This window comes from Vicinamibacteria bacterium (genome assembly GCA_035570235.1).
In the GTDB taxonomy this organism is placed as follows: Bacteria; Acidobacteriota; Vicinamibacteria; order Fen-336; family Fen-336; genus DATMML01.
The window spans coordinates 33,211-58,708 of record DATMML010000059.1 but is presented as its reverse complement, the minus strand read 5'-3'; the positions used below and the strand labels follow the sequence as shown (position 1 = coordinate 58,708).

15 protein-coding genes are annotated in these 25,498 nt (G+C 68.4%); 9 read left to right on the top strand and 6 right to left on the bottom strand.

The annotated features are described in order from the left end of the window. Positions 1 to 102 precede the first annotated feature (102 nt). Entirely contained in the window at positions 103 to 912 is an 810-nt protein-coding gene (locus VN461_10880) for a prepilin peptidase (protein ID HXB55280.1), read from the bottom strand. Between the two features lie 83 nt (positions 913 to 995). Here VN461_10880 and VN461_10875 point away from each other — a divergent pair, with 83 nt between their 5' ends. The 8 genes from VN461_10875 to VN461_10840 all read left to right on the top strand — a co-directional run bounded on the left by VN461_10875 (position 996) and on the right by VN461_10840 (position 17,892). After that, entirely contained in the window at positions 996 to 3,131 is a 2,136-nt protein-coding gene (locus VN461_10875; protein HXB55279.1) for a hypothetical protein, read from the top strand. Positions 3,132 to 3,445: 314 nt separating this feature from the next. Next, the gene (locus tag VN461_10870) at positions 3,446 to 8,971 is read left to right on the top strand and encodes an MG2 domain-containing protein (GenBank protein HXB55278.1); all 5,526 of its coding nucleotides are present in this window, start codon (positions 3,446 to 3,448) and stop codon (positions 8,969 to 8,971) included. 6 nt (positions 8,972 to 8,977) lie between these two features. Then, positions 8,978 to 11,428, top strand: coding sequence for a penicillin-binding protein 1C (pbpC, locus tag VN461_10865; protein ID HXB55277.1), 2,451 nt, complete (start codon positions 8,978 to 8,980; stop codon positions 11,426 to 11,428). A gap of 49 nt (positions 11,429 to 11,477) precedes the next feature. Beyond that, entirely contained in the window at positions 11,478 to 12,431 is a 954-nt protein-coding gene (locus tag VN461_10860; GenBank protein HXB55276.1) for a GDP-L-fucose synthase, read from the top strand. Next, complete coding sequence (locus VN461_10855) at positions 12,389 to 13,873, top strand: glycosyltransferase (GenBank protein ID HXB55275.1); 1,485 nt, start codon at positions 12,389 to 12,391, stop codon at positions 13,871 to 13,873. Before VN461_10860 ends, VN461_10855 begins: the two co-directional genes overlap by 43 nt. Positions 13,874 to 13,884: 11 nt before the next feature. Next, positions 13,885 to 14,634 carry a class I SAM-dependent methyltransferase gene (locus tag VN461_10850; protein ID HXB55274.1) on the top strand — a complete coding sequence of 250 codons (750 nt, stop codon included), beginning with the start codon at positions 13,885 to 13,887 and terminating at the stop codon, positions 14,632 to 14,634. Positions 14,635 to 14,680: 46 nt separating this feature from the next. Continuing rightward, complete coding sequence (locus tag VN461_10845; GenBank protein ID HXB55273.1) at positions 14,681 to 17,146, top strand: YfhO family protein; 2,466 nt, start codon at positions 14,681 to 14,683, stop codon at positions 17,144 to 17,146. Further along, a complete protein-coding gene (locus VN461_10840) occupies positions 17,143 to 17,892 on the top strand; it encodes a class I SAM-dependent methyltransferase (GenBank protein ID HXB55272.1) in 750 nt (249 codons plus the stop codon). The genes VN461_10845 and VN461_10840 overlap by 4 nt, the downstream gene beginning before the upstream one ends. Here the strand turns inward: VN461_10840 and VN461_10835 are convergent. The 4 genes from VN461_10835 to VN461_10820 are packed head-to-tail and all read right to left on the bottom strand — an operon-like array spanning position 17,889 to position 20,990. Further along, on the bottom strand, positions 17,889 to 18,398 hold the full coding sequence (locus tag VN461_10835; protein HXB55271.1) for a redoxin domain-containing protein: 510 nt from the start codon (positions 18,396 to 18,398) through the stop codon (positions 17,889 to 17,891). The genes VN461_10840 and VN461_10835 overlap by 4 nt on opposite strands. Next, positions 18,395 to 19,276, bottom strand: coding sequence for a hypothetical protein (locus VN461_10830; GenBank protein HXB55270.1), 882 nt, complete (start codon positions 19,274 to 19,276; stop codon positions 18,395 to 18,397). The genes VN461_10835 and VN461_10830 overlap by 4 nt, the downstream gene beginning before the upstream one ends. After that, the gene (locus VN461_10825) at positions 19,273 to 20,034 is read right to left on the bottom strand and encodes an ABC transporter permease (GenBank protein HXB55269.1); all 762 of its coding nucleotides are present in this window, start codon (positions 20,032 to 20,034) and stop codon (positions 19,273 to 19,275) included. Before VN461_10825 ends, VN461_10830 begins: the two co-directional genes overlap by 4 nt. Continuing rightward, positions 20,031 to 20,990, bottom strand: a complete 960-nt coding sequence (locus tag VN461_10820) for an ABC transporter ATP-binding protein (protein HXB55268.1) — start codon at positions 20,988 to 20,990, stop codon at positions 20,031 to 20,033. The genes VN461_10825 and VN461_10820 overlap by 4 nt, the downstream gene beginning before the upstream one ends. Before the next feature lie 413 nt (positions 20,991 to 21,403). Here VN461_10820 and VN461_10815 point away from each other — a divergent pair, with 413 nt between their 5' ends. Further along, a complete protein-coding gene (locus VN461_10815) occupies positions 21,404 to 23,812 on the top strand; it encodes a YfhO family protein (protein ID HXB55267.1) in 2,409 nt (802 codons plus the stop codon). Here the strand turns inward: VN461_10815 and VN461_10810 are convergent. Continuing rightward, positions 23,801 to 25,483, bottom strand: a complete 1,683-nt coding sequence (locus VN461_10810) for an HAD-IA family hydrolase (GenBank protein ID HXB55266.1) — start codon at positions 25,481 to 25,483, stop codon at positions 23,801 to 23,803. The two genes, VN461_10815 and VN461_10810, sit on opposite strands and share 12 nt — an antisense overlap. Positions 25,484 to 25,498 lie beyond the last annotated feature (15 nt).

Here is a 25,498-nt window from a genome sequence, read left to right as displayed (position 1 = left end):
CGCCGCTGCGACCGCACGGATTGCAACACCGACTGGATCTCCACCAACCCCACCACGAGGAGGGCGAGGCCCACGGCCAGCCGCAGCGACTGGCGCCGGACGTCAGCCATGGAGGAAGCCTTGGTACCAGGCCAGCAGAGGGTCGCCCGCGAAGATGACCACGATGGCCGCCCCCCCCAGGAACGTTCCCAGGGGCAAGGCGTAGCGGAGGTCGCGTCCGCGGAAGGCGATGAAGGCCAGGCCCACCGCCGTTCCCGCCAGGCAGGCCAAGAACACGGTCAGGAGCAACTTCGGCCAGCCGAAGAAAGCCCCCAGCATCGCCACCATCTTCCAGTCCCCCTGGCCGAGCCCTTCCACACCCCGGAACCAGCGGTAGGCCCGCGCCACCGCGAAGAGAGCCAGGTACCCGCCGAGGGCGGCCTCCGCGGCTGCGAGGGGAGTCACGCGAGACCCGGGCAGGAAGCTGGCAACGAGGCCGGCGGCAATGCCGGGGAGAGTGATCACATTGGGGAGCAAGTGGTGATCGAGGTCGATGAGGCTCAGCACCAGAAGAGCAGTCACCAAGGCCATGGACACGAAGGTCTGGAGAGAAGGGCCGGCCAGCCACGCCAGCCCCAGGTAGGCGAGACCGTTGACCATTTCTACCGCCGGGTAGCGAGGAGAAATGGGGGCCCCGCAGGACCGGCAGCGCCCGCGCAGCACCAGATAGCTGAGGACGGGGATGTTGTCCCAGGGCCGGATGAGAGCCCCGCAGGAGGGACAGCGCGAGGGGGGCGAGACGACGGAGTGACCGATCGGGATCCGATGAATGCAGACGTTGGCAAAGCTACCCACGATGAGGCCCAGGACGAGAGACGCTCCCTCGAAGAGGGGCGGGCGGAGCGCCTCCCGCAGGCCGAGGGTCAGCAGCATGAACACGCTTCCCGCGATCTTCGCGCGGAGCGCGCAACCGAGTCAAGGTGGGGCCGGATCGCGCATAGTATGATGCGCACGCGATGGCCTCCGACCGCGCACCGGCCCCAGAGGCGCAGCCGACGTGGGGAACGCCCGGCCTCGTGCTCTTGAGCCTGGTCGTGGCCCTCCTGTTCGTGGGATTCATGCTGGCCGCCACCGACGGCCATTTCGTCCCCCAGGTCGTCGACCTCTACGTGATCTGCCAGTACGCGGGGGCCATGGCGGGGGGGCACCCCTTCCAGTACAACCCGGGCGAGCCCCCCTCTACGGGCGCCACCAGCCTCCTCCACACCGCGGTCCTGGCCCTCGCCCATGCTCTGGGAGCGCGGGGCGAGGGCCTCATAGCCTTCGTGATCACCGCCGGGGCCGGGCTCTACCTGGGCTCCGTCCTCATGGCCCGAAGGCTCGGCGCCCTGCTGGGAGGGAACCGGGAGGGCCTGCTGGCGGGGTTGCTCGTGGCCCTCGGCGGCCCCGTCGTCTGGGGCTTTCTCTACGGATCCGACATCGCCCTCTTCATGTTCCTGTCCCTTTGGCTGTTCGAGAGATGGCTAGGGGCGTGGGCGGGGAGCGGGTGGCGATCCTACGCGGCGGCGGGATCGCTGTTGGCTCTGGCTCGCCCGGAGGGGCTGCTCATCGGCCTCCTCCTAGGCTCGGCGTCACTCGTCAAAGCGTCCCTCGCCAAGAAGGAGAGCCCCCTCCGACGGGATCCTCCCAACTGGTTGCCCTGGCTGCCGGCCGCGGTCGGCCTCGGCATGCTGTTCTTCCAACGAGGGCTCACCGGGTCCTGGCTGGGCACCTCCGTCATCGACAAGTCGCTCCTCGCCAACTACACCACCAGCGACGCCCTGGCCCTCGTCGCCGAGTACGCGGTGGATGTCATCCGAGGCCTTCTCCTCGGCTTCTACCCTTCCCAGGCACCGATCGGCTTCGCCCGGGGCTGGGCTCCCTTTTTCTTCCCGCCCTTGGCCCTCCTCTTGATCCTCCTCGCCGCGGCCCACCTTCCAGAGCCGTGGCGCCGACCGGTGCGGGTGTGGCTGGGCGTGGTTGCCATTGTCTTTGGCCTCGTGGGCCCCAACATCTTCATGGGGGTCCACTTCAACCGCTACCTTATGTGGGCTTTCCCGGGCCTCCTGGTCCTCACCGCCGTTGGCCTGGGGCTCGCCGTGCGCCTCCTGGCCCGCGGCGATAGCGCCCTCGAGAGCACCCTCTTCCGCACCGGAGCCAGCCTCTTCGTGCTGCTCGGGCTCCTGTCCACCCTCCGCTTCGGGGCGCTCTACGGGGAGATGGCGGGGGAGGTCTACCGGCGGGACGTGATGACGGCCGAGTGGATCACGCACAACCTGCCGAGGGGCGTGGCCATGGCCAACATCGCCACCAGCCTCGAGTACCTCACCGGGCATCGCAACCTCAACCTACATGGCGTCACAAGCCCCGCGTTCTTCGGGAACCACACCGCGGAGCGAGAGGCCGGGGTCTTCGAGGCCTTGGGGCGGCTCCCCGCCTCGGAGCGCCCTCCCTACCTGATCACGACCAGCTCCGTCCAGGAGGGATCGGCGCTCATGCGGGAGCTCGTGGAAGGCCCTCCCCTCCACCAGTCGAGCAGCCTCGGCGACGAGCTGTTGATCTTCCGCATGCGCTACGACCTCGTGGGCAAGAACGGGCGCATCTTCCTGCCCGAGACCCTGCGGGCGGTGGCAGGCCTCCAGGAAACGGACCGGCTGAACGTCTGCGACGCTCGCGACGAAGCCAACCACGGCTACCGCTTCTCATCCCATCTAGGCAACATCCGCCTCCACGGCACGGTGCGGATCGATGCCTATGCCCTGCCCGGAGGCAGTGAGATCGTGGCGGATGCGGGCCGGGCCATCATGGGTGAGGAATCGTTTCAGATCGCCACCCAACGCGGCCGGGACCTGGTGGTGGTGATGCGCACAGCCTCCGCGGTTCAGGCCGCCAGCATGCGCGCCTCCGGGAGCGGAACCTACGAGATCGAGTTTCCCGAGGCCGGCCTGATCGTCCAATCCGGCGGGCAAACGCTGGCCCGGCTAGCCATCCGGACCCGGCCGGGCTGGAACGAATACGTGTTCCGGCTACCCGGAAGCTTCCTGGGAGAGGGGCACACGGCCCTCCGCTTCTCAGGGCGCTACGGATCCTTCTACTACTGGTTCTTCCAGTAGTTGAGCCCTCGGATGCTCTGGCCGGTGAGCGCTGCCCCCTCGATCAGCGCTCCTCTTCCTCCCCGAGTGGATTCCGTGCCGGAGCCTGGGGTCCACCATAAAACCCTCGAGTGTCCGGGCAGGAACGCCCCCGAGTGTCACCGCAGACACGAGTCGGTGGCGCGCAGGCCCTAACCTCTTCCCGACCGCGACCTGGACAGGCGACGCACAGCGCACGGATCTTGCTTCCACGAGATGACGGGCTGAGAATACCGTCTCACCGGCACAGCACGCGGGGGTGATCGATGCGCGGTCCGTCACGAGCCGTCTGGGTGGTGTCCTGCGTCCTCCTGGGCCTTGGGGGTTGCGGTCGCGGGCAGAAGAGACCGGGGACTCGCCGCGCGCTTTCCGAGGCGGAGCGCGCGACGATCGCCGCCTTCACCCAGGGGGCGATTTCCCGGGAGAGCGCCATCCGGGTCCAGCTGGCGGAAGCCGCGGTCGACCCCGCCCAGCTCAACACTCCCCTCTCGGACTCGCCCTTCAAGTTCGAGCCCGCTATCAAGGGCGTGGCGGTCTGGACCGCCCTCAACCAGATCGAGTATCGGCCAGCCGATCGGCTCCCCGACGGGCAGTCCTATTCCGCGGCCCTGGACCTGTCGCGGCTCCCCAAGGGCAAGGTGCCCCTTCCGCGCTTCGAGTTCGACTTCTCGACCATGGCCCAGTCCTTCGAGGTGACCCTTGACGGGCTGGAGGCGACCGACGCCCAGGACAACAAGAAGCAGAAGCTGACGGGCAAGCTCGTCACCGCCGACGTCGAGGATCCGGCCCGGGTTGAGCAGTTGCTGCAGGTGACCCACGACAAGCAAGCCCTCAAGGTCGAGTGGACACACGATCCGAACCGCAGGACGCACGGCTTCGTCGTCCGAGGCATCCAGCGCGGCGAGGATCCCTCCAAACTGCAGCTGCGCTGGGATGGGCACGTCATCGGGGTCGAGAAGCGGCAGGCTCAAGAGGTGGCCGTGCCCGGACTGAACACCTTCAACCTGGACCAGGCCCGGGCGGTTCAGGGAAAGGAGCAGTACCTCGAGCTGCGGTTCACGGACCCGCTCAAGACTCCCCAGAACCTCAACGGCCTCATTCAGATAAGACAACACGAGGACCTTCGCTTCGTCATCTCGGGGAGCGTGGTGAGCGTCTACAGCGCCCGCAGCTTCCGCGGGGACCAGAGCGTGCGGGTAGCGGCCGGCATCCGCAACGCCGTCGGATACCGGATGAAGGAGGGGCGCGAGCTGAGCGTGAGCTTCGAGGCCCTGAAGCCACAGGTCCGCTTCCTCGGGAAGGGCGTGATCGTGCCGACCTCCACCGGCCTCACCATCCCCATCGAGGCCGTCAACCTTCGCGCGCTGACCGTGGAGGCCATCCGAGTGCCCGACGTTGCCCTGCCCCAATTCTTCCAGGTCAACGACTTGCCCGGGGATCATGAACTGAACCGGGTGGGCCGCGCGGTCTGGAAGAAGACTCTTCCTTTGGACATCACGCCCGACAAGGAGAATCGCGCGGTGTCGGTGGGCCTCGACCTCACGCCCCTGACCAAGGCCAGCCCCGGTGGCCTCTACCACCTGACCCTGTCCTTCCGGCGCCCCGACATCCTCTGGCCGTGCGAGGGTCCCGCCGCGACCCTCCCCGAGCCTCCGGACCGAGCCCCCTCGACGGACGCCGAGGAGGCGAGCTTCTGGGACTCGTGGGAGGAGGGGGGGGACTGGAACAGCATGTACGAGAACCGGGACAACCCCTGTCACCCCGCCTACTACCGCCCCTTCTACGACCACAACGTCAGGGTGGGCCGCAACGTCCTGGTGTCCGACATTGGCCTCTTGGCGAAGGGGGGCGAGGACGACCTGTTGACGCTGGTCGCCACCGACCTTAGGACCACGGCACCCCTCTCCGGGGCCGAGGTCACTCTGCGCGACTTTCAGCAACAGGTCGTGGCCACAAGCAAGACCGGTAGCGACGGGATGGCCCGGCTCAAGACCGAGCGCAAGCCCTTCCTGGCCGTGGTTCGCAACGGCGACCAGACCGGGTACCTACGCCTGGACGACGGCACCGCCCTCTCCATGGCCCACTTCGACGTCGCCGGCGCGAAGGCTCCGAAGGGGCTCAAGGGTTTCCTCTACGGTGAGCGGGGCGTCTGGAGGCCGGGGGACACCCTGTACCTGGGCTTCATCCTCGTCGACCCCGGGAAGCGATTGACGGGAGCCCACCCTGCCCGTTTTGAGCTGATCAACAGCCGGGGTCAGCTCGTGAAGACCCAGACCCGGCCGGGCTCCTCCGACGGTTTCTACACCTTTGAGGTCGCGACCGCCCCCGACGCGCCCACGGGGACCTATACCGGCCGCGTCACCGTGGGCGGCGCGACCTTCGACCGGGCCCTCAAGATCGAGACCATCATGCCTAACCGGCTGAAGATAACCCTGGACTTCGGAAAGGACTCCTTGAGCGCCGGATCGCGCCTGTCCGCGGTCCTGAAGTCCATCTGGCTTCACGGGGCCCCCGCTCGGAACCTCAAAGCGGACGTGGAGCTGACGCTATCCACCACCACCACGCGCTTCCCGCGCTTCGCCGACTATGCCTTTGACGACCCCACCCGCAAGTACGAGACCGAGAAGCAAAAGGTCTTCGAAGGCCAACTAGACGACACCGGAGCGGCCAAGGTCGACGCCTCCATCACGGCCGAGAACGTTGCTCCCGGCAAGCTCACCGCCAACTTCGTGACCCGCGTCTTCGAGCCGGGGGGGGCCTTCAGCCTCGACCGCTTCAGCATTCCCTACTCCCCCTACAAACGCTACGTCGGCATCCGCGCCCCCAAAGGCGATCAGGCGCGCGGCATGCTTCTCACCGACACCCGGCACGTGCTTGACGTCGTCACCGTGGACGCCGATGGCCAACCCAGCGGCGACGGCGAGGTCGAATTCAAGCTCTACAAGCTGGGCTGGCGCTGGTGGTGGGAGAAGGGGGAAGAGGATCTCACGACCTACGCGGAATCCAGCGTCCAGACGCCCCTGCAATCGGGGGTCGTCGCGCTCAAGAACGGCACCGGGAGCTGGGGTTTCGAGATCAAGTACCCTGACTGGGGACGCTACCTCATCACCGCCCTGGACCGCGAAGGGAAGCACCGCACGGCCAAGGTCGTATACATCGATTGGCCAGGCTGGGCTGGCCGCGGGCAGAAAGAGATGGCGGGGGGGGCCAGCGTGCTCGCCTTTGCCGCCGACAAGCAGGAGTACAACGTCGGGGACACGGTGACGCTGGCCCTGCCTACCCCCAAGAAGGGGCGCGCCCTTGTCAGCCTCGAGTCGGGCTCGCGGGTGCTGCGCATGGCGTGGCTCGAGGCTACGGGCACGGACACACGCTTCACCTTCCTGGCCACCCCCGAAATGGCCCCCAACGTCTACGCCCACGTCACTCTGCTTCAGCCGCATGCCCAGACCGGGAATGACCTCCCCATCCGCCTCTACGGAGTGGCGCCGGTGAAGGTGACCAACTCCGACACGCGCCTCAAGCCGGTGCTGGAGTGCCGCGATGTCTGGTCTCCGGAGGCCACGGCCGCGGTCACGGTTCGGGAGGCCACGGGCCGGGCTATGACCTACACCCTGGCCGTCGTCGACGAGGGCCTGCTGGGGCTCACGCGCTACTCCACCCCGAACCCGTGGGATTACTTCTATGCTCGCGAGGCCCTGGGCGTGAGGACCTGGGACCTCTACGACCACGTGGTCGGAGCCTACGGGGCGGCCATGGAGCGGATGCTGGCCATCGGCGGAGGCGACCAGGGGACGCCGGCCAGCGCCAAGCGCGCCAACCGCTTCCCGCCCATGGTCCGCTTCCTGGGCCCCTTCCCGCTGGCCCGCGGGGGCACGAACAGCCACGCCATCGAGATCCCCAAGTACGTGGGCGCGGTGCGGGTGATGGTCGTGGCCGGGCACGAGGGCGCCTTCGGGGCGGCCGAGAAGTCCATCTTCGTCCGCCGGCCCCTCATGATCCTGGCCACCCTCCCCCGGGTGCTCGGCCCCGAGGAAGACGCCGCCCTGCCCGTTTCCGTCTTCGCCCTGGAGCCGAGCGTCAAGGACGTCACCGTGACCCTCACGACCTCCGGCCCCCTCACGGTATCCGGCCCGGCGACGAAGAAGGTCTCATTCAAGGCCCTGGGTGACGAACTCGTTACCTTCCGGATCAGCACCAAGCCGGCCCTGGGGGTGGGGAGCGCGGTGATCCGCGCCGTGGCCGGCGCCGAGCGCGCCCAGCAGACCATCGAGCTTGACGTGCGCATGCCGACCCAGCGCACGGTGAGTGTCATCGGCTCCACGCTGAAACCCGATGAGACCTGGCGCCCGGCCATCGTCCTTCCCGGCCAGCCCGGGACCAACGAGGTGACCCTGGAGGTCTCGCGCGTGCCCCCCCTGGATCTCGGGCGCCGCCTCGAGTATCTCGTGCAATATCCCCACGGCTGCATCGAACAGACAGTCTCCGCCGTCTTCCCGCAGCTCTTCCTCGGCAAGCTCCTGGAGTTGTCGCCGGAGAAACGGGCCCGCACCGAGGCCAACGTGAAGGCAGGCCTTGAGAGGCTCAAGCAGTTCCAGACCTCGGTCGGCGGCTTCGGTTACTGGCCGGGGGACAACGACCCCAACGATTGGGCCACCAGCTACGCGGGGCATTTCATGCTAGAGGCCCAGAAGGCCGGCTATCTCGTCCCCGCGGGCGTCCTCGATCAGTGGACGGGGTTCCAGCGCCGGCGCAGCCGCGGCTGGGTCGCCGGGCCCGGCCAGGCGGAGTTGACCCAGGCTTATCGGCTCTACACCCTGGCCCTCGCGGGGGCGCCGGAGCTCGCCGCCCAGAACCAGCTTCGCGAGCGGGGCGAGCTGGCGGTCACCGCCAAGTGGAGCCTGGCCGCCGCCTATCAGCTGGCCGGGCAGCCAGAGGCGGCGCGGGCCTTGGCCCGGGGCGCGGGCGTGACCATCCGGCCCTACCGGGAGCTCGGCTACACCTTCGGCTCGGACCTGAGGGACCGGGCCATGGTCCTGGAGGCCCTCGTGACCCTGGGATTGGCCGAGCAGATCGGGCCCCTCGTCAAAGTCCTGTCGGAGGCGCTCAGCAAGAACGAGTGGCTGAGCACCCAGGAGACGGCCTATGCCCTCCTCGCCCTGGCGCGGGCCACCGGCGACACCCGGGGCGGCCCTCAAACCACGTTCTCCTACGCCTGGAACGGCGGGGCTCCCGTGGTGGTGACGTCGGGCTCGCCTCTCGTGCAGCGCGCCCTCGTCTCCGGAGGAAAGCCGGAGGCGACCCTCGTGGTCCGCAACACGGGCCCCGGCCAGCTCTATCCCCGTCTGATCCTCTCCGGCCTGCCCCTGGTCGGTCAGGAAACGTCGGCCAGCAACGGCCTCAAGCTCGAGGTCTCCTACCTGTCCCCCGCGGGGACGGCCCTCGACCCCACGCGTCTCGAGCAAGGGACCGATCTCAAGGTGGTCGCCAAAGTCACGAACTTGGGCTTGCGGGGCGACCTCCAGGAGCTGGCGCTCACCCACCTTTTCGCCTCCGGGTGGGAGATCCACAATGAGCGGCTGGACACCTTCCGGCGCAGCCCCCCCTCCCCCTTCGAGTTTCAGGACATCCGGGACGACCGCGTCTACACCTACTTCGGGCTCAAGGCCGGCGAGACCAAGACCGTCGAGGTCACGGTCAACGCGAGCTATCTCGGGAAGTACTACTTGCCTATGGTCGCCGTGGAGGCGATGTACGACGCGAGCCTGAACGCGCGCGTCCGGGGGCAGTGGGTGCAGGTCGTGGCCGCGGGTATCAACCCCTAGCCGACGGTGGAAAACCGGACCATCCTCGTGGTCGGACGGCGGGCTTGGGCGGGGCTGCGCCTGCTCTCGGGGCGGCGTTCCGGGAGGCTGGTCGGGGCTGCCCTCCTCGGCCTGGCCCTCTTCGGGCTCGTGCCCGTGGTCCAGTTCACCGACCCCCTTTCCACCGTGATCCTGGATCGCGACGGCGAACTCCTGGGTGCCTCTTTCGCCGCGGACGGACAGTGGCGCTTCGGGCTGGCCCGAACGGTCCCCCCGCGCTTCGTCACCGCCATCATGCGCTACGAAGACCGCCGCTTCTTCTACCACCCCGGCGTGGACCCCCTGGCCATCGCCCGCGCCATCGTTCAGAACCTTAGGAGCGGCGGGGTCGCCAGCGGGGGCAGTACGCTGACCATGCAAGTGGTCCGGCTCTCGCGAAAGGGTCAGCCCCGAACGTATCTCGAGAAGATCATCGAGGCCGTCCTCGCCCTCCGACTGGAGACCGCCCTCTCGAAGGAGCAGATCCTGGGGCTCTACGCGGCCTACGCGCCCATGGGGGGGAACGCGGTGGGGATCGATGCCGCTGCCTGGCGGTACTTTGGCCACGAGGCCGCGCGCCTGTCCTGGGCGGAGACGGCCATGCTCGCCGTCCTCCCCAACTCCCCGGCCCTGATTCACCCCGGTCGAAACCGCCCGCGGCTGCTGGCGAAGCGCAACCGTCTGCTGGAATCCCTGCGGGATACGGGCAACATCGACGCCTTGGGCTGCGAGCTGGCCAAGCAGGAGCCCCTTCCGCCCGCCCCCCAGCCCCTCCCCACCCTGGCGCCGCACCTGCTCAGCCGCGTCCAGGCTGCCTCGGCCTCGCCCACCAGACGGTGGAAAACCAGGGACGCGAGCCCGTGGGTCCATACAACCCTCAAGAGAGACGTGCAGGCGCGAGCCGCCGAGATCCTGGCCCGACATCACCGGGCCCTCGAGGAGAACGGGGTCAGAAACGCGGCCGCCCTCATCGTCGAGGTGGAGACCGGACAGGTAGTGGCCTACCTCGGCAACCTCCCCCCCGCCGAGGGGGACGACCACGGAGAACACGTCGACGTCATCCCGGCACCGCGCAGCACGGGAAGCATCCTGAAGCCTCTCCTCTTCGCGGGCCTGCTCGAGGCCGGTGAGGTCCTGCCGGGTCAGCTGATTCCCGATGTGCCGACCCACGTCGGGGCATTTCACCCTGAGAACTTCGATCACGCGTACTCGGGCGCGGTGCCCGCGGAGCGGGCCCTGGCGCGCTCCTTGAACGTGCCCGCCATCCGCATGCTGCGCGGCTACGGGGTCGATCGGTTCTGCGCCCTGCTCCGGCGCCTCGGCATGACGACCTTGAGCCGGCCCGCACGCGACTACGGCCTGGCTCTGATCCTGGGCGGCGCCGAGGGCAGCCTCTGGGACGTGACCGGCATCTACGCCGGGCTGGCCCGCGCCGCGAACGGCTCCGCCCCCGGCCCGACGCGGGCGGCCGTCTTTCGGCCTCCTTCCTATCGGGCGGGGGGCAGGGGTGAGGTCCCCTCTCCCGGGAACGACGAGCCCCTGCATGCGGCCGCGGCCTATCTCACCCTCAACGCCATGCTGGAGGTGGAGCGCCCGGGGGACGAGCAGGCTTGGCGGGCCTTCGCGACCTCCCAGCGGATCGCATGGAAGACCGGCACCAGCTATGGGTTCCGGGACGCCTGGGCGGTGGGGGTCACGCCCCGCTACGCGGTCGGTGTGTGGGTGGGGAACGCGGATGGGGAGGGGCGGCCGGGCCTCACCGGTTACTCGGCGGCCGCGCCTATCTTGTTCGAGCTGTTCAACCTGCTTCCCCCCGCGGGCTGGTTTCCCGAGCCCACGGCCGGGCTCGCGGTCGTCGACGTCTGCGCGCAGAGCGGCATGCGGGCGGGGCCCCACTGCTCGTCTTTGCGTGCGCAGCTCGTCCCCCACCTTGGCCTCGGCTCGCCCCCCTGCACGTACTGCCGCCTCTTGCACCTCGATGCCGGCGGGTCATGGCAAGTCCACGCCGACTGCGAGCCCTTGGCGTCGATCCACAACCGGGCTTGGTTCGTCCTGCCCCCTACCCTCGAGACCTACTACCGGCGGCGACACGCCGACTATCACCCACCCCCCCCTTTCCGGCCCGACTGCCGGGCCGCCCTCGACGCCGCGGGGAGCGCCTCTTTGTCCCTGGTGTACCCCCGGGAGAACGGGCAGATATACGTGCCCGTCGAGATGGACGGCGCCCTCGGGCGCGTCGTCTTCGAAGCCGCCCACCGCGATCACGAGGCCCAGATCTTCTGGCACCTGGACGACGAGTACCAAGGCGAGACGCGCGACGTGCACCAGATGGCACTGGCGCCGCCGCCGGGCCGCCACGTTCTGACCCTCGTGGACGAGACGGGGGAGACCGTGCGCCGCAGCTTCACCGTGCTCTCGAGAAGCGGACCGGGGCCCTGAGCAGTCGCGTTGTCACGTCCTAGGGCCCGTGGTACTTTCAAGCCGCGGCATGAACCTCGCAGGAAGGCGCATCGTCGTCACGGGGGGCGCCGGCTTCCTGGGAAGACATGTTGTTGCTGAGCTGGGGCGGCGCGGGGTCACGGAGGTCGTGGTTCCGCGGCGGAAAGACTACGACCTGGTGGAGCGGGAGGCGGCGCGGCGGCTGCTCCAAGAGACCCGCCCCCATCTCGTGCTGCACCTGGCCGCGCGGGTGGGCGGCATCGGCGCTAACCGCGAGAATCCGGGCTCCTTCTTCTATGACAACCTGATGATGGGGGTGCAGCTCCTGGAGGAATGCCGCCTGCAAGGGATCGAGAAGGTCCTGACCGTGGGCACGATCTGCGCCTATCCCAAGTTCACCCCCGTGCCCTTCCGGGAAGAGGATGTCTGGAACGGCTACCCCGAGGAGACCAACGCCCCCTACGGGCTGGCCAAGAAGATGCTGCTCGTGCAGGGCGAGGCCTACCGCCAGCAGTACGGGCTGGACGTCATCCACCTCCTGCCCGTCAACCTCTACGGTCCCCACGACAACTTCGACCCCGCGTCCTCCCATGTGATCCCCGCCCTCATCAAGAAGTGCGAGGAGGCCCTCGCCCAGGGGGCGGGCGCCATCGAGGTGTGGGGAACGGGCAAGGCCTCGCGGGAGTTCCTGTACGTAGAGGACGCGGCCCGTGGGATCTGCATGGCGGCCGCCGACTACAGCGGCCCCGAGCCGGTCAACCTGGGAGCGGGATTCGAGATCACGATCAAGGACCTCGTAGAGCTGATCGCGCACCTGGTCGGCTTCAAGGGCCAGATCCGTTGGGACCCCAACAAGCCCGACGGCCAACCCCGCCGGTGTCTCGACATCTCGCGCGCCGAGCGGCACTTCGGCTTCCGCGCGACCACCGGCTTCGAGGAAGGCCTACGGAGGACCATCGAGTGGTACAGGAGAGAGCGCTTCTCCCCGACCCCCGGGCCCTGAACGATCCCCTCCTCGAAGAGGTGCGGCGTTTCTACGAGGAGAACCACGAGGGGATCGAGGCCTCGCGCGAGCGGCACCGCTACTACTATGAGTACCTGACGCGCGTGCTGCGGGTCCGCATCCCCGAAGGCCAGCGGATTCTCGACCTCGGCTGCGGATCGGGACACCTTCTGGCCGCCCTCAAGCCCTCGCGGGGGGTGGGAATCGACATCTCCGCCCCGGGCGTGGAGGCGGCCCGCCGCGCCCACCGCGGCCAGAACCTGCATTTCTTCGAGGGTGACCTCGCCGACCGTCGGCTTCTGGCCCAGGTGGGCGGGCCGTTCGACACGGTATTGCTCCTGAACGTCGTCACCCACCTGAGCGACGTGCAGCGGGCGCTGGAGAACCTCCACCCCCTCTGCCATCCCCGCACCCGGATACTCATCTACAGCTACAGCCGGCTCTGGCAACCCTTCCTGAGGGCGGCGGAGGCGATGGGCCTCAAGCACCGCCAGCCCCCGGAAGCCTGGCTGCCGCCCGAAGAGATCAAGAACATGTTGTCCCTCGCCGATTTCCAGGTGGTGCGGGACGACATGCAGATTCTTTGCCCGGCCGGCATCCCCCTCCTCGCCGACGCGGTCAACCGCTTCGTGGGCCATCTGCCCTTGGCCGATCTCTTCTCCTTGATGTTTGGCATCATTGCCCGGCCGGCCCCCGACCGCTTCCGGCCCGCGCACACCTCCGAGCCCAGCACCAGCGTGATCATCCCCTGCCGCAACGAGGCCGGACACATCCGGCCCCTAGTGGCGAGCCTGCCCCGCCTGGGACCCAACAGCGAGTTCATCTTCGTCGAGGGCAACTCCCAGGACGACACGGAAGCGGTGATCCGGGAGGTCATCCAGGAGAATCCCGCCCTGCCCCTCCGCCTCCTCAAGCAAACCGGCCGGGGCAAGGGCGACGCCGTGAGGCTGGGCTTCGGCCAGGCCCGGGGCGAGGTCCTGGCCATCCTGGATGCGGACATGGGGGTGGCCCCCGCGGACATGCTCAAGTTCGTGGAGGCCCTGGCCCGGGGCAAGGGCGAGCTGATCAACGGCTCCCGCATGGTTTATCCCATGGAAGGCCGCGCCATGCGCTTCCTGAACCTGCTCGCCAACAAATGCTTCGCCCTTCTCTTCTCCTGGCTCCTCGGCCAGCAGGTCCGGGATACCCTCTGTGGAACCAAGGCCCTGTACCGTGAAGACTACGAGCGGATCTCGGCCAACCGCGCGTTCTTCGGGGACTTCGACCCCTTCGGGGACTTCGACCTCTTGTTCGGGGCCTCCCGCCTCAACCTGCGGATCGCGGACCTGGCCGTGCGCTACCACGAACGCCGCTACGGCGAGACCAACATCTCCCGCTTCCGCCACGGCTGGCTCCTCCTCCGCATGAGCCTCTTCGCGGCCCGGAAGCTGAAGTTCATCTGAGGGGGTTGCCCGTGGGCCCAAGCAAAGACGCGGACGGGCGCCTCGCGCGGGAGATCGAACACCACCGCAAGATCGCGGAGAGGGCGGAGATCATCTGGAACTGGGACAGCCCGGCCGGACGACGACGTGCGGAACGAAGGGCGGCCCTGTTCATACGCCACGCCCAGCTGGAGCCGGGCCGCCGGGCCCTCGAGCTCGGTTGCGGAACCGGGGTCTTCCTGGAGCGGGCCGCGCGGAGCGGGGCCGAGATCCGGGGCATCGACCTGTCCGAAGACCTGCTCGCCAAGGCCCGGGCCCGCCTGGCCAGCTGCCCCAACGTCGCCCTGGACCAGGGCAACGCGGAGGCCATGCCCTATCCGGACGCTCACTTCGACGCCGTGTACGGCAGCTCCGTGCTCCACCACCTGGACCTCGACCAGGCTCTCCGCGAGTCCCACCGCGTTCTCAAGCCGGGGGGGCGAGCCGTCTTCGCCGAACCCAACATCCTCAATCCCCAAGTGGCGGTTATGTTTCACCTCGGGCTCACCAAGGAATACTTCGGGGTCTCGCCGGACGAGATGGCCTTCTCCCGCTTCCGGGCCCGGGCCAGCCTGCAGAGGAGCGGCTTCTCCGAGATCCAGGTGGATCCCTTCGACTTTCTCCATCCTGCCACCCCCGCCGCTTGCCTCGGGTGGGTGGATGGGCTCGGTTCTCTTCTCGAACGCGTGCCCCTCGCGCGCGAGGTCGCGGGATCGCTGCTCCTCCGGGCCCGGAAACGCTGATGGCGGCAGGGCCCGGTCCCGACCGCCCAAAGCTGCCCCGCCGGCCGTGAGGGACGACCTGCCCGTCGGGGGGGCCGAGGGGGAAGCCGCCACCTTGAGGCGGCCCGGGGTCGTAGGGGGCGGGGAGAGCCCACCCCTGGCCGCGCTGGCCCTTCTTGGCCTTGCCCTCTGGCTCTTCCGCGAAGCCGTTTTCCTGGGCGGTGTCCTCTATAAGCGGGACATCCACCTCGTCTGGCATCCCCAGATCGAGGCCTTCGCGCGGGCGGTAGTGGCGGGCTCCTGGCCCCTCTGGGACCCCGGCCCCGCTTTCGGTCAGCCCCTTCTCGCCGACCCCGCGGCGCAGATCCTTTACCCCTTGACCTGGCTCAGCCTGCTCCTTCGGCCCTGGTGGTACTACACGGCCTTCGCCGTGGTCCACGTGGTCGGCTCTTCCCTGGGCATCTATGCACTCTGCCGCCATTGGAGGGTCTCCCGGGCGGGCGCGCTTCTGGCCGCCGCGGTGTGGATGCTCTCGGGGCCATTTCTCTCCCTCATCGATCTCTGGCATCACTTCGCGGGCGCCTGCTGGATCCCCGTCGTGGTCCTCGCCGCCGATATCGCATTCGAGTCCGGACAAGCCCGGCCCGTGCTCTACCTGGGCCTCGCCCTCGCCGCCCAGATCCTCGCCGGCTCCGCCGACATGTGCGCCATGACCGTCCTCCTCTTGGCCGGCCTCGCTTTGGCCCGTCATCTACGCGGGCCGTGGTCTTCCCGGCGAGCGCTCGCCATAAGGGCGGCCATGGCTTACATCCTCGCCCTCGGCCTCTCCGCGGGCTTGTGGCTGCCCGCTCTCGACGTGCTCACCCGCTCGGCGCGCCGCAGCCTTCCCCTGGCCGTGCGGACCTATTGGTCGGTCCACCCGCTGGGGCTCCTGGAGACGCTCGTGCCTGGCCTGTGGAGCAGCCTCCCCCTTCGGGCCGACTGGAGGGCCCTCCTCTTCGAGTCCCGCGAGCCCTTCCTCAGCTCCCTCTACTTGGGGCTGCCCGCCCTGGGGCTGGTCGGAGCCGCGGCTGCCGCCGCCCGCCCCTCCCTCCGCCGGCTTCTTCTCGCCGTGCTGGGAGGGACCCTGCTCCTGGCCCTGGGCCGCCACACGCCCGCCTACGACATCGCCCTGACCCTGCTCCCCCCCCTCAAGATCCTTCGTTACCCGGTCAAGGCCATGACCGTGGCCGCCTTCGCCTGGGCCCTCCTCGCCGGCCTTGGCTACGACGTCTGGCGCGACCCACGTCTGGCCTCTCCCCGTCGGTGGACACTCTTCGTCGTCGCTCCCGCTGCCCTTTTCCTCCTCCTCGACCTGGGCCTGGTCCTCAGCATGCACTTCCAGTCCGCGGCCTGGATTGCTCGCCTGCTTGATCCCGCTCTGACCTTTCCCCCCTCTTCCCCCCTGGCCGCCACGGAGGCCAAGCTCGCGGTGGGCGTGGCCCTGGCCCTGGTGTTGGTGGTCCTCTCCCTGTTCCCCCGCCGCCCCCCGGCGCTGGCCGCGGGCCTGGCCCTCCTGGCCGTCACGGAGCTCGCTCTCTATCATCGTCATCCCGTCGCCGTCGCGCCGGTCGCGCTTTACACCCATCGCCCGGAAGTCCTGGCCGCTCTGGGCTCAGGGTCGGCGACGCGGGTCTACGTGTACGACTACAGCCTTGGGAAGAGCGGTGCGCCGGGGGAAAGGGAGAGCGAGCTGCGAGCGCTCGAGCGGGTCCCCGCGGGATGGACTCTGGACGCCGCCTCCGCGCTGGGGATGCAGTTGGCGCTCGCCCCGCAGACCGCGGGGCGATGGGGACTGCGCTCGGGCTTCGAGATTGACTACCGGGGGCTGCATCCGGAACCGCTCCGCCGCTTGACCCTCGCCCTTCGACAGGTGGAAGGGACCGCGGCCCAGACCCGACTCTTGGAGCTCGGCAGCGTCACCCACGTGGTGGCCTCCCACCCCGAGGCCTTCGCAGCCCTGACGCCGGGGCCCGTCTTTCCGGGCCTCTTCAAGGGGCCGATCCGGGTGTTCCAGGTACCCGACCCCCTGCCGCGGACGTACGCGGTCGGAAACGCGCGGATCACCCAAGATCCCGAGGGCCTGCCCGCCCTCCTGGACCCGAGCTTCGATCCCCGTCACGAGGTCATCTTGCCGGAGGGCCTCCCCTCCCGGGCCCTCGCCTCCTTCTCGGGCGTGAGCCGCATCGTTCAGGAGCGGCCGGACCGGGTCCTCATTGAAGCGGACCTCAGCGAGCCGGGCTTCGTGGTGCTCGTGGACTCCTACGATCCCGGGTGGCAGGCGTGGCTGGACGGGCGCCCGACCCGGGTCCTGCGCGCGAACACGTCCTTCCGGGCGGTTCAGGCCCCGGGGGGCCGCCACCGGATCGAGTTTGTCTACCGGCCGTGGGCGGTTAAGGTGGGCATCCTCCTCGCCGGAATCTCCCTCGCCTCCACCGTGGCCGCCCTCGTGGTTCTCCGCGGGGAGTCCTCCAGCCGAGAGGCCAGCTCGTGAGTCGCGAACGCCTCGAGGAACACCGGCGCGTGTGGGCGGACAAGCCCGTTCTGGCCCAGGTGTACGGCGTGTGGTTCGAGGCCCTACTCTCCGAGCTGGCTCCGGGACGGGCCCTGGAGGTCGGGGCCGGGCCCGGCTTCCTCCGCGAGTATGCCCGCCGCCAGAGGCCAGACCTCGCGTGGATCGCCGCCGACCTTATCCCGGCCCCGTGGAATGACTTGGCCGCCGACGCCCTGGGGCTGCCGCTTTGCGGGGGCACGGTGGGGAGCGTGGTCGGTCTCGACCTCATTCACCACCTGGCCTCGCCCCGCCGGTTCTTCCAGGAGGCAGCCCGGGTGTTGAGCCCCCGCGGGCGCATTGCCGTGGTCGAGCCTTGGGTGACCCCGCTCTCGTTTCCCATCTACCGGTGGCTTCACGAAGAGGGATGCACCCTGGGGCTTGATCCCTGGGACCCCTTCCACCTCAAGGAAGGAGAGAGCAAGGTCGCTTTCCAGGGCGATGCGGCCGTGGTCCGGCGTCTCGTGGTGACCACCTCCCCAAAAGAGTGGCTGAGCCTGGGGTTCCGGCCTCCGCGGCTCCGGATCTTGAACGGCTTTGCCTACTTGCTGAGTCTGGGGTTCAAGAAGGGATCGATGCTGCCCCGCCGCGCCACCCCGTTTCTCCTCCGGCTGGACGAGGGGCTGCGGGCGGTGGCCCCCCTCTCGGGCATGCGCGCGCTCGTGGTCTGGGAGCGGGCGGCCGCCTAGCGCCGGAAGAACTCCCCCAAGCGGATGGGGTCGATGACCCCCAGCGCGAGGTCGTCTATTTTGCCGCCCTGACTCACCCGCAAGGTGAGGGGTGCCCGATTGACCTTGAGGCTCTTGAGAAACTCGCGCCCGGGCGCGCGGACGACGGGGAAGGCAACCTGGACGGCGGTGAAGAAGCCGGGCGGCTCCTGGTCCATGAGCACGCCCACAACCCGCAGGTGGGGCGGCCGGCGTTCGAAGGCCCGGTTCCACTCCGGGATCATCTTGTGGCAGCTGGGGCATCCGCTCAGGAAGAAAAGCAGGACCGTGCTCGAACCCCGGGGGAAGTCCAAAAGCTGGGTGGAGCCGTCGATGCCGTCGGCGGAAAACGTGGGGATCACGTCCCCCACCGAGGGCGCGGAGGGCGGAGCGGACGCGGGGGGACTCGGGCTGAATTGGGCGTTCCCGCTCCCCGATAGGAGAGCTAAGGTGAGGCCTGCCCAGGCAAAAATGGTCGCGGTCCTCATGGCGTTCTCCGTGGCTGGAAGTCCGTCCTCCAGAGGGGGGACTCTTTAGAGACAGTGACCTGCCCCTTCTCAGAATCATAATCGAAGGCGAGCCCGGCGGGATCACGGCGGGACGCGGGCTCGACGCCCAGCGCCCCGAGCTCTCCCAGTGACCGCGGCCGCCTTCCTGCTCGTCGCTCGAATTCCTGGACCATCGCGGTCAGGCGATCGGCCTGGTCCAGGGCATCTAGGATCTGGAGGCGGATGAAGGCGTTCGATTTGATGACCCCTTCTTCCGCCTGGTCATACATTTGCTTCCACATTCGCCGCGACGTCTCCCGGTCCCCTCCCTTCGCGAGGAGATCGGCGGCCAGGGTCCGGAACCAGAACGGCGCCCCCGGGATGTGCGAGGCCTCGTCCAGGATGTCCGCGGCTTTGTGGGCGTCGTGCAGGTAAAGGAAGTAGAAGAACCCCAGATCCTGGCTCAGCCTCCAGACGGTGGGGAGGGCCTTTGTCCCGCGCTCGAGAACGGCGATCCCCTGCTGCGGGTTGCCCGCCCCCATCGGGGGCGGCTCGGACAGGAAGATGGCGCCGTAGTGGTACGCGATCTCCAGTCGCTTATCGAGGGTGGTCGTGATGTCGATGAGCGGGTAGAGCAGGTCGAAGCGCTTCCCGCGCTCGAAGATGTGCTGGCCGCCAAAATACTGCACGGTCCGCAACCAGTAGATGTCGGCCGCCAGGGCTTCGAATCCCGGAAAAAGGCGGCGCACCTGCTTGCCCGACCACAAGTAGAGCACTTCTTCCTGGGCGCGAAATCCACCCGTGAGGGAGTCGAGCCGATGCTGGGCCAGCGGGACCGCGGGCAGGAGGGCGAGAACGAGATACAGGCGCAGCTTCAAAAGTCTCGGGACCGAAAGACCTTGAGGCCCAGGCCGAGCACGAGACCAATGTAGGCCAGGGCATAGAGGGTCACAAAGCCCAGGACGCCCAGAGGCACGGGGTCGCCGTAGGCCACGCTGTCCTTGAAGTCGAAGTTCCGAAAATTGGGAAGCCCGTAGTACAGCGCCTCCGTCAGCCAGGTCGGCGCCCCGGGAGCGACTTCCTTCATGTTACGAATGACGTCGGAGAAGCGGCCCGTGACCACCAGGGCCAGGGTGCAGACCGCGGCCAGGGTCGAGGAGGTCAGGGTCGAGAACAGCAAGGCCAGGGAGGTGACCAGGAGAAGGCCCAGGTAGATGGGGTAGATGGCCTCCAGGAGCCGGGGCTCCGGCCGGCGACCGGTCAGGAGCAGGGTCAAGTACAGCCCCAGGGCCATGGTTCCCAGGTTCACGAGGAGGGTGAAGCCGAGCCCCACGAATTTCCCGAGAAAGAGTTCATCCCGATTGAGCGGCTTGGCCAGGAGAGGATAGAGCGACCGACGCTCGATCTCCTTGCTCACGAGTCCGACCCCGATGAAGATGGCAATCAGGGTCCCAAAGATGTCCATGGCGGCCAGACCGATGTCCTTGATGATCTTCTCGTCCTGGCGTATGGAGAGTTCACCGAGCAGGAGCCCGGAGAGGGTCATGAGGATGGCGAAGAAGACCAGGTTGTAGAGCACGCGCTCGCGCACCGTCTCTCGAAAGGTGTTCGCGGCGACGGCGATCAGGCGGTTCAATCCCCGAACCCTCCTACCGGCACCTCGTGGTCGGCGGCCATCTCCTTGAAGAAGTACTCCTCCAGGGACTGCCGGATGGGCGAGACGCCAAGGATTCTGCCCCCCGACCGCTCCACCGCCCCCACGATCGCCCCCAGCCGGTCCTCGGCCACCTCCAGCCGCCAGCGTTCCCCGACCGCACTCTTGGCCACGAGTCCAGTCTGCGCCTCCAGGACGCTGCGGTCGACTCCGGTCACCAGGACCTCCATTGCGGAAGTGGTCAGCTCGAGTATCTCGTCGAGCCGACCTTCCCGCAGCAGCCGCCCCCCCCGGAGAAGAGCCACTCGATCGCACAGGGTCTCCGCGTCGGACAGGATATGGGTCGAGAAGAAGACCGTCTTACCCCGTTGCTTGAGATCCAGGATCAGGTCCCGGACGAGCCTCCGGCCCATGGGGTCCAGCCCCGACATGGGCTCGTCCAAGAAAACGAGGTCGGGCTCGTTCATGAGGGCCTGGGCAATGCCCGTCTTCTGCACCATCCCCTTGGAGAACCGGCGAAGGGGCAGGTCGGCCGCGCGCGCCAAGCCGAGAAGGTCCAGGAGCTGCCGGGCTCGATCCCGCCGGACGGCGGCGGAGAGGCCGAAGAGACGCCCGATGTAGTCGAGGTATTCGTGCGCGGTCAGATAGTCGTAGAGATACGGGTGCTCGGGAAGGTACCCCACGCGATAACGCCATGCTCGCTCGGACAGGGGCGACCCCAAGATGAAAGCCGAGCCCCGGTCGGGGTGCAGAAGGCCCATGAGAACCTTGAGGGTCGTGGTCTTACCCGACCCATTGGGTCCGAGATAACCGAAGACCTCTCCCTGCTCCACCTTCAGCGACAAGTCCAACAGGGCCGGCCGATAGATCGGACGAAGGTGCCCCACCCGATACGATTTGCTCAGGCCTTCGATCTCGAGGACGGTTGTCCCGGGCATTGTCTTCCGGCCCCGGCTAGGGGAGCCGGGGGCCGATCGGGTGGAGGGTGACCCGATGGCGCGCCCGGCGCGACGTTTCTTCGGGTGCGTCCGGCCGCGGCCCCACGAGTCTTCGTGTGCCGGGCCGGTGGTGGTGGCGATGGCGCGGCACCCGTAGCAGGTTCGGCCTCCAAAAAAAGGCGTGGAGCTGAGTATAGCGTGAGCGAAGAATGGCGCCAAACCGTCGTCCAGCAAGGCACCGTCTCATAGTTTGGTAGACTGACACGCCACCGGTGGCCCGCGCTTCCGGCCATGTGCGATGTGGTGTGCGTTGTAACGTGGCCTAGTGTCCGGTGGCTCGAGACATGTCACCGCGGACGGTCACTCTGGCCGCGGTGGATCGGAAGAGTCCCCGGAGGTCTCTGGCTTGATCGATGCTTCCACGACTCCCCAAGGGTGAGACGCTCCTTTCCAGGGTGGGGACGGCCGCGGTGGTCGGCGGCGTATCCTTTCTCCCCTTCGTTCAGGGAGTACTCTCGGGCCGGAGCTTCTACTTCCGAGACCTGTCGCTCCATTTCTTTCCCCTGCGCCGTTATTCGGTGGAGGGCCTACGCGGCCTGGAGCTGCGCTTCTGGAACCCCTTCGTGCACCAAGGAGTTCCCCTCACCGTCCCCACCCTCTCCTATCCCCTCGACCTCCTCCAAGCCCTCCTCCCCGACGAACGCGGCTTCTCCCTGCTCCTCGCCCTCCATGTTCCGCTCGCGGCCCTGGCCTTTCTGGCCCTGGCCCGCGGTCTCGGCCTGTCCCGACCGGCAGCCGGCGGCGCCAGCATCGTCTACGCCCTGGGCGGCTTCTGTCTCTCGGCCCTCAACCTTTACGCCTACTTGCTCGCGGTGGCCTGGGCTCCGCTTGTCATCCTCGCCTTGCTCCGCGCTTCGCAGGGCTCTGCGCGGCACGTTGCGGGAGCGGCGCTGCTCGTGGCCATCATTCTTTCCACCACCGCGCTCGAGGTCGTCGCGCAGGCTCTTCTCTTCGCCCTTGTTCTCGCCGCCTCCTCTCGGCCGCGCCCGGGATGGCTGCGGATCGGATCGGCCCTGATCCTCGGAGGGGGTCTGGCCGCACCGACCCTCCTGCTGATGAACGACCTGATGAAGGGTAGCGCGCGCGGCGCGGGGTTCCCGATCGACGTCGTGCTCGCCCACTCGATCCACCCTCTGACCCTCGTACAGGTCGTCATCGGAAATCTCTACGGCGACCTCGGCAACTTGGCCAACCACTGGTGGGGGCAGAACTTCTTTCCCCTCGGGTTTCCCTATCTGCTCAGCCTCTACCTGGGGCTGGCCACGCTCTGCGCGGCGGCGGTGGGCGGGCTCTGCGGCCGGGCGTATCGCGGCCGGATCCTGATCCTGGCCTTTCTGGCCCTCGTCGTGAGCTTGGGTCGCTGGGGGGGCCTTCGGCTCCTGGTGGAGGCGGTACCCGTTCTGCACCGCGGGCGCTATCCTTGCAAGGCCTTCTTCACTGTTCATCTGGCGGTGGCCCTCCTCACCGCCCTCGGACTCGAAGCCCTCGCTCGCGGAGAGCGGCGGGCCTGGCGGGCCCTGGCGGGACTGGCGGGGGGGCTGGGGGTCGTTTTTGTGGCCCTGCCCGCGGTGTCTTGGGCCCGGCCGGACTGGGCCCGGTGGTTTCTCGGCGGCTTCTTCCCTCCCGACTACGCCTGGGCGCTCCGGGTCGACCGCCTGCGGCTGATTCTGCACGACGCGGCCCTCGGGGGGTCGGTGTCGCTCGCCGCGGGTCTCCTGGCCGTGTTGGTCTTGACCCAGCGGCTGGCCCCCCTTAAGGGCGTCCTGGCCGCGGGCGCCCTCATCGCCGCCGACCTGCTGCGGACGGGCGCGGGCCTGAACCCCATGGTCACGCCCGCCTTCTACGAGCCGAGTGCCCAGGTCGCGGATCTGGCCCCCCTCCTGCGCGCAAGGGGACGCCTCTTTACGTGCAACGTCGGAGAGAGCCCGGCCTACCCTCGGGCCCGCGCGGAAAGGCCGGAGGACCACGAAATCTGGACCTTCGCCACCCTCCGGGACACCCTGACTCCGAACTTCAACCTCCGGCTTCTCGTCCCCACGGCCTTGAGCCCCGATCTCACGATGTCCGTGCCCGTGGACCGGGCTCTCTCACCTCAGGCCGAAGGCTGTTTCTTCCTTCCCGGAATCATCGACCGGCTGCGAGAGGCGGGAGTCGCCCACGTCCTCAGCCTCGACCCCCTCGAGCATCCGGCGCTCGAGCCACGCGCGCTCCTGGCCCCCGAAGCCATTAGGCCCCTGGAGATCCATCTGTACTCGGTGCGGGACCCTCTCCCCTTGCGCTTCGTGGCTCACCGCGTCCATCCCTCGAGTACGCGGGAGGAAGCGGAGCAGTGGGCGCGCGGGCCCGGCCTGCAAATCGAGGGGGCGGTAGCGGTGGAAGGGAGGGGACTCGAGACGCCCCAGGCGGAGGGCCGCATACTCTCCATCCAGGAATCCTCGGAGCAGATCGTCATGGAGACCGAGGCCGACCGTCCGACGATGGTCGTGGTCCGGGATGGATACGCGCCTGGTTGGACGGCAACGGTGGCCGGCTCTGCGGTCCCCGTCCTCCGGGCCAACGGACGGTACCGAGCGGTGGCCATACCGGCGGGCCAGAGTCACGTGGTGATGACCTATCGGCCCCCCTCTCTCCGGAGGGGGCTGGCGGTGGGCCTGGCCGCGGCCCTGGTCATTGCCTTCCTCGGATGGCGGCCATCGTCCTCCCGACCCCCGGCGCCGGAGGCAGGACCGCCGTCGGGGATCCGCCCGGACCTATCCCGATAGGCCGGCCGGCGACGCCCCCAGAAAGGGAAGGAGGCCCTGCAGGGTGTCAATGACCCGGAACTCTGGGCCGTCCTCGGAGAGCTCTTTGAAGATCGAAGGATCGAAGTTGAAGAATCCGCCCGCCCGGCGCAGCAGGTAGCAAGCGCCGTAGCCCGCCCGAGCCGCGCCCAGGACGTCCCGGTAGGGATTGTCCCCCACCATGACCAAGGCCCGGGCCGGGATCCCCAAGCGCTCCGCGACCACCGCGAAGCCCTCCGGGCTCGGCTTCTCTGCCCCCGCCTCCCGCGAGTAGACCACGACGTCAAACCAAGCCGAGAGACCCGACGCCTCGAGCTTCAGCCGCTGGGACTCCGGAGGGTTGTCGGTCAGGACGGCGAGCTTGAGACCGCTCCGCTTCAAGCTTGCCAGGGTTGGCGCCACGTCCGGGAAAACCGGAGGATGGTGGGGGACGCTCGCTCGATAGAGTTGAACCAGCTGGGCTGTGAGGTCGGGTCCCAGCGCGAAGCGTGCCTTCAGCTCGTCGAAGAGCTGGGCGCGGGGGCCCTCTTCCACGAGCCGGGCCGCCTCCAAGAGAAAAAGCCCCCGCTCCGGCAGCTCGTCGGGGAAGGCCTCGTGGAGGCGCTCCAGCTTGCCGAGGATCCACCTCTTGTGGTGGATAAGGGTGTCGTCCACGTCGAAAACGACCGCTCTTGCCGGCTCGACCGCGGCCGACACGGGGTCGATCCAGAACTGATCCAGGTAGCGCACCATCCGCCGGCCCGAAGACGGGGGCGGGCGCAGGCCTTCCCGGAGCCGACGATCCACGAAACCGCAAAGATGGAGGGCGGGGTTGAAGCCCGTCCCACACCAGTGCACAGCCGAAGTGCCGATCCGCGGGTTGACATCCGAGAAATAGAGCTTCCCCCGCTCCCGGATGAGCTGGACGTTGAAGAGCCCCCGGGCTCCCTTGGTCTTCACAAGCTCCGTGAACCGCCGCATCAGCGTCTCCACCGCGGGGTCTTCCGCGGTCTCGCTGATCACCGCGAACCCCCCCGAAGTGCGAGCCCTTCGCCGTACGCCGAATCCAGAGTCCTCGCCCGCGCCGTCGAGAGCGAAGTCCACCGACAGCTCTTCGAACCGCTCCAGATAGGGCTGCCAAAGGTGGCTCTCTGCGACCTCGTCCACCTCCCGGCCCTCGAGGTCCCGCTCCGACCGCAGCACCAGGGTCCCCCGGCTGCCCCACCCCGCAATCGGCCGCCCGATCAGCGGAAAGGGGCGGGCCTCCCGGCGCAAATCGACGACGGGCAGGGTGGGCAGCCCCGCCCCGCCGAGAAACTCGTAGAGCTCGCGCTTGTTCCCGGCCAGCCGCAAGAAGCCGGGATCCGACACCCCCACAAAGACTCCCCGCGCCGCGAAGGGCTGCCGGCCCTCGGCCAGAGCTAGGAGCTCATGCTGGGTGGAGGGAAGGACGATACGTACCCCTTCCCTCTCGCAAATGCCGAGGAGCGCGGCCAAGAAGTTCTGGGTGTCGGCGATCCGCGGTACCGGATGGAAGCTGTCCGCAAAATACCGGCTGATGCTCTCCTCAAAACAATCCGCGAGCACAACCCGGACGGCGGCCGACTCGCGGAGGCAGCGGATCAAGCCCAGGCCCTGGAATCCTCCGCCCGACACGACCAGGGCGGAGAACATGCCTTCCCCAGCTTC

Excerpts from the sequence above, each read along its gene's own strand:
- VN461_10880 (HXB55280.1), bottom strand. The coding sequence starts at position 912 with ATGCTGCTGACCCTCGGCCTGCGGGAGGCGCTCCGCCCGCCCCTCTTC.
- VN461_10875 (HXB55279.1), top strand. The coding sequence starts at position 996 with ATGGCCTCCGACCGCGCACCGGCCCCAGAGGCGCAGCCGACGTGGGGA.
- VN461_10860 (HXB55276.1), top strand. The coding sequence starts at position 11,478 with ATGAACCTCGCAGGAAGGCGCATCGTCGTCACGGGGGGCGCCGGCTTC.
- VN461_10835 (HXB55271.1), bottom strand. The coding sequence starts at position 18,398 with ATGAGGACCGCGACCATTTTTGCCTGGGCAGGCCTCACCTTAGCTCTC.
- VN461_10820 (HXB55268.1), bottom strand. The coding sequence starts at position 20,990 with ATGCCCGGGACAACCGTCCTCGAGATCGAAGGCCTGAGCAAATCGTAT.
- VN461_10815 (HXB55267.1), top strand. The coding sequence starts at position 21,404 with ATGCTTCCACGACTCCCCAAGGGTGAGACGCTCCTTTCCAGGGTGGGG.
- VN461_10810 (HXB55266.1), bottom strand. The coding sequence starts at position 25,483 with ATGTTCTCCGCCCTGGTCGTGTCGGGCGGAGGATTCCAGGGCCTGGGC.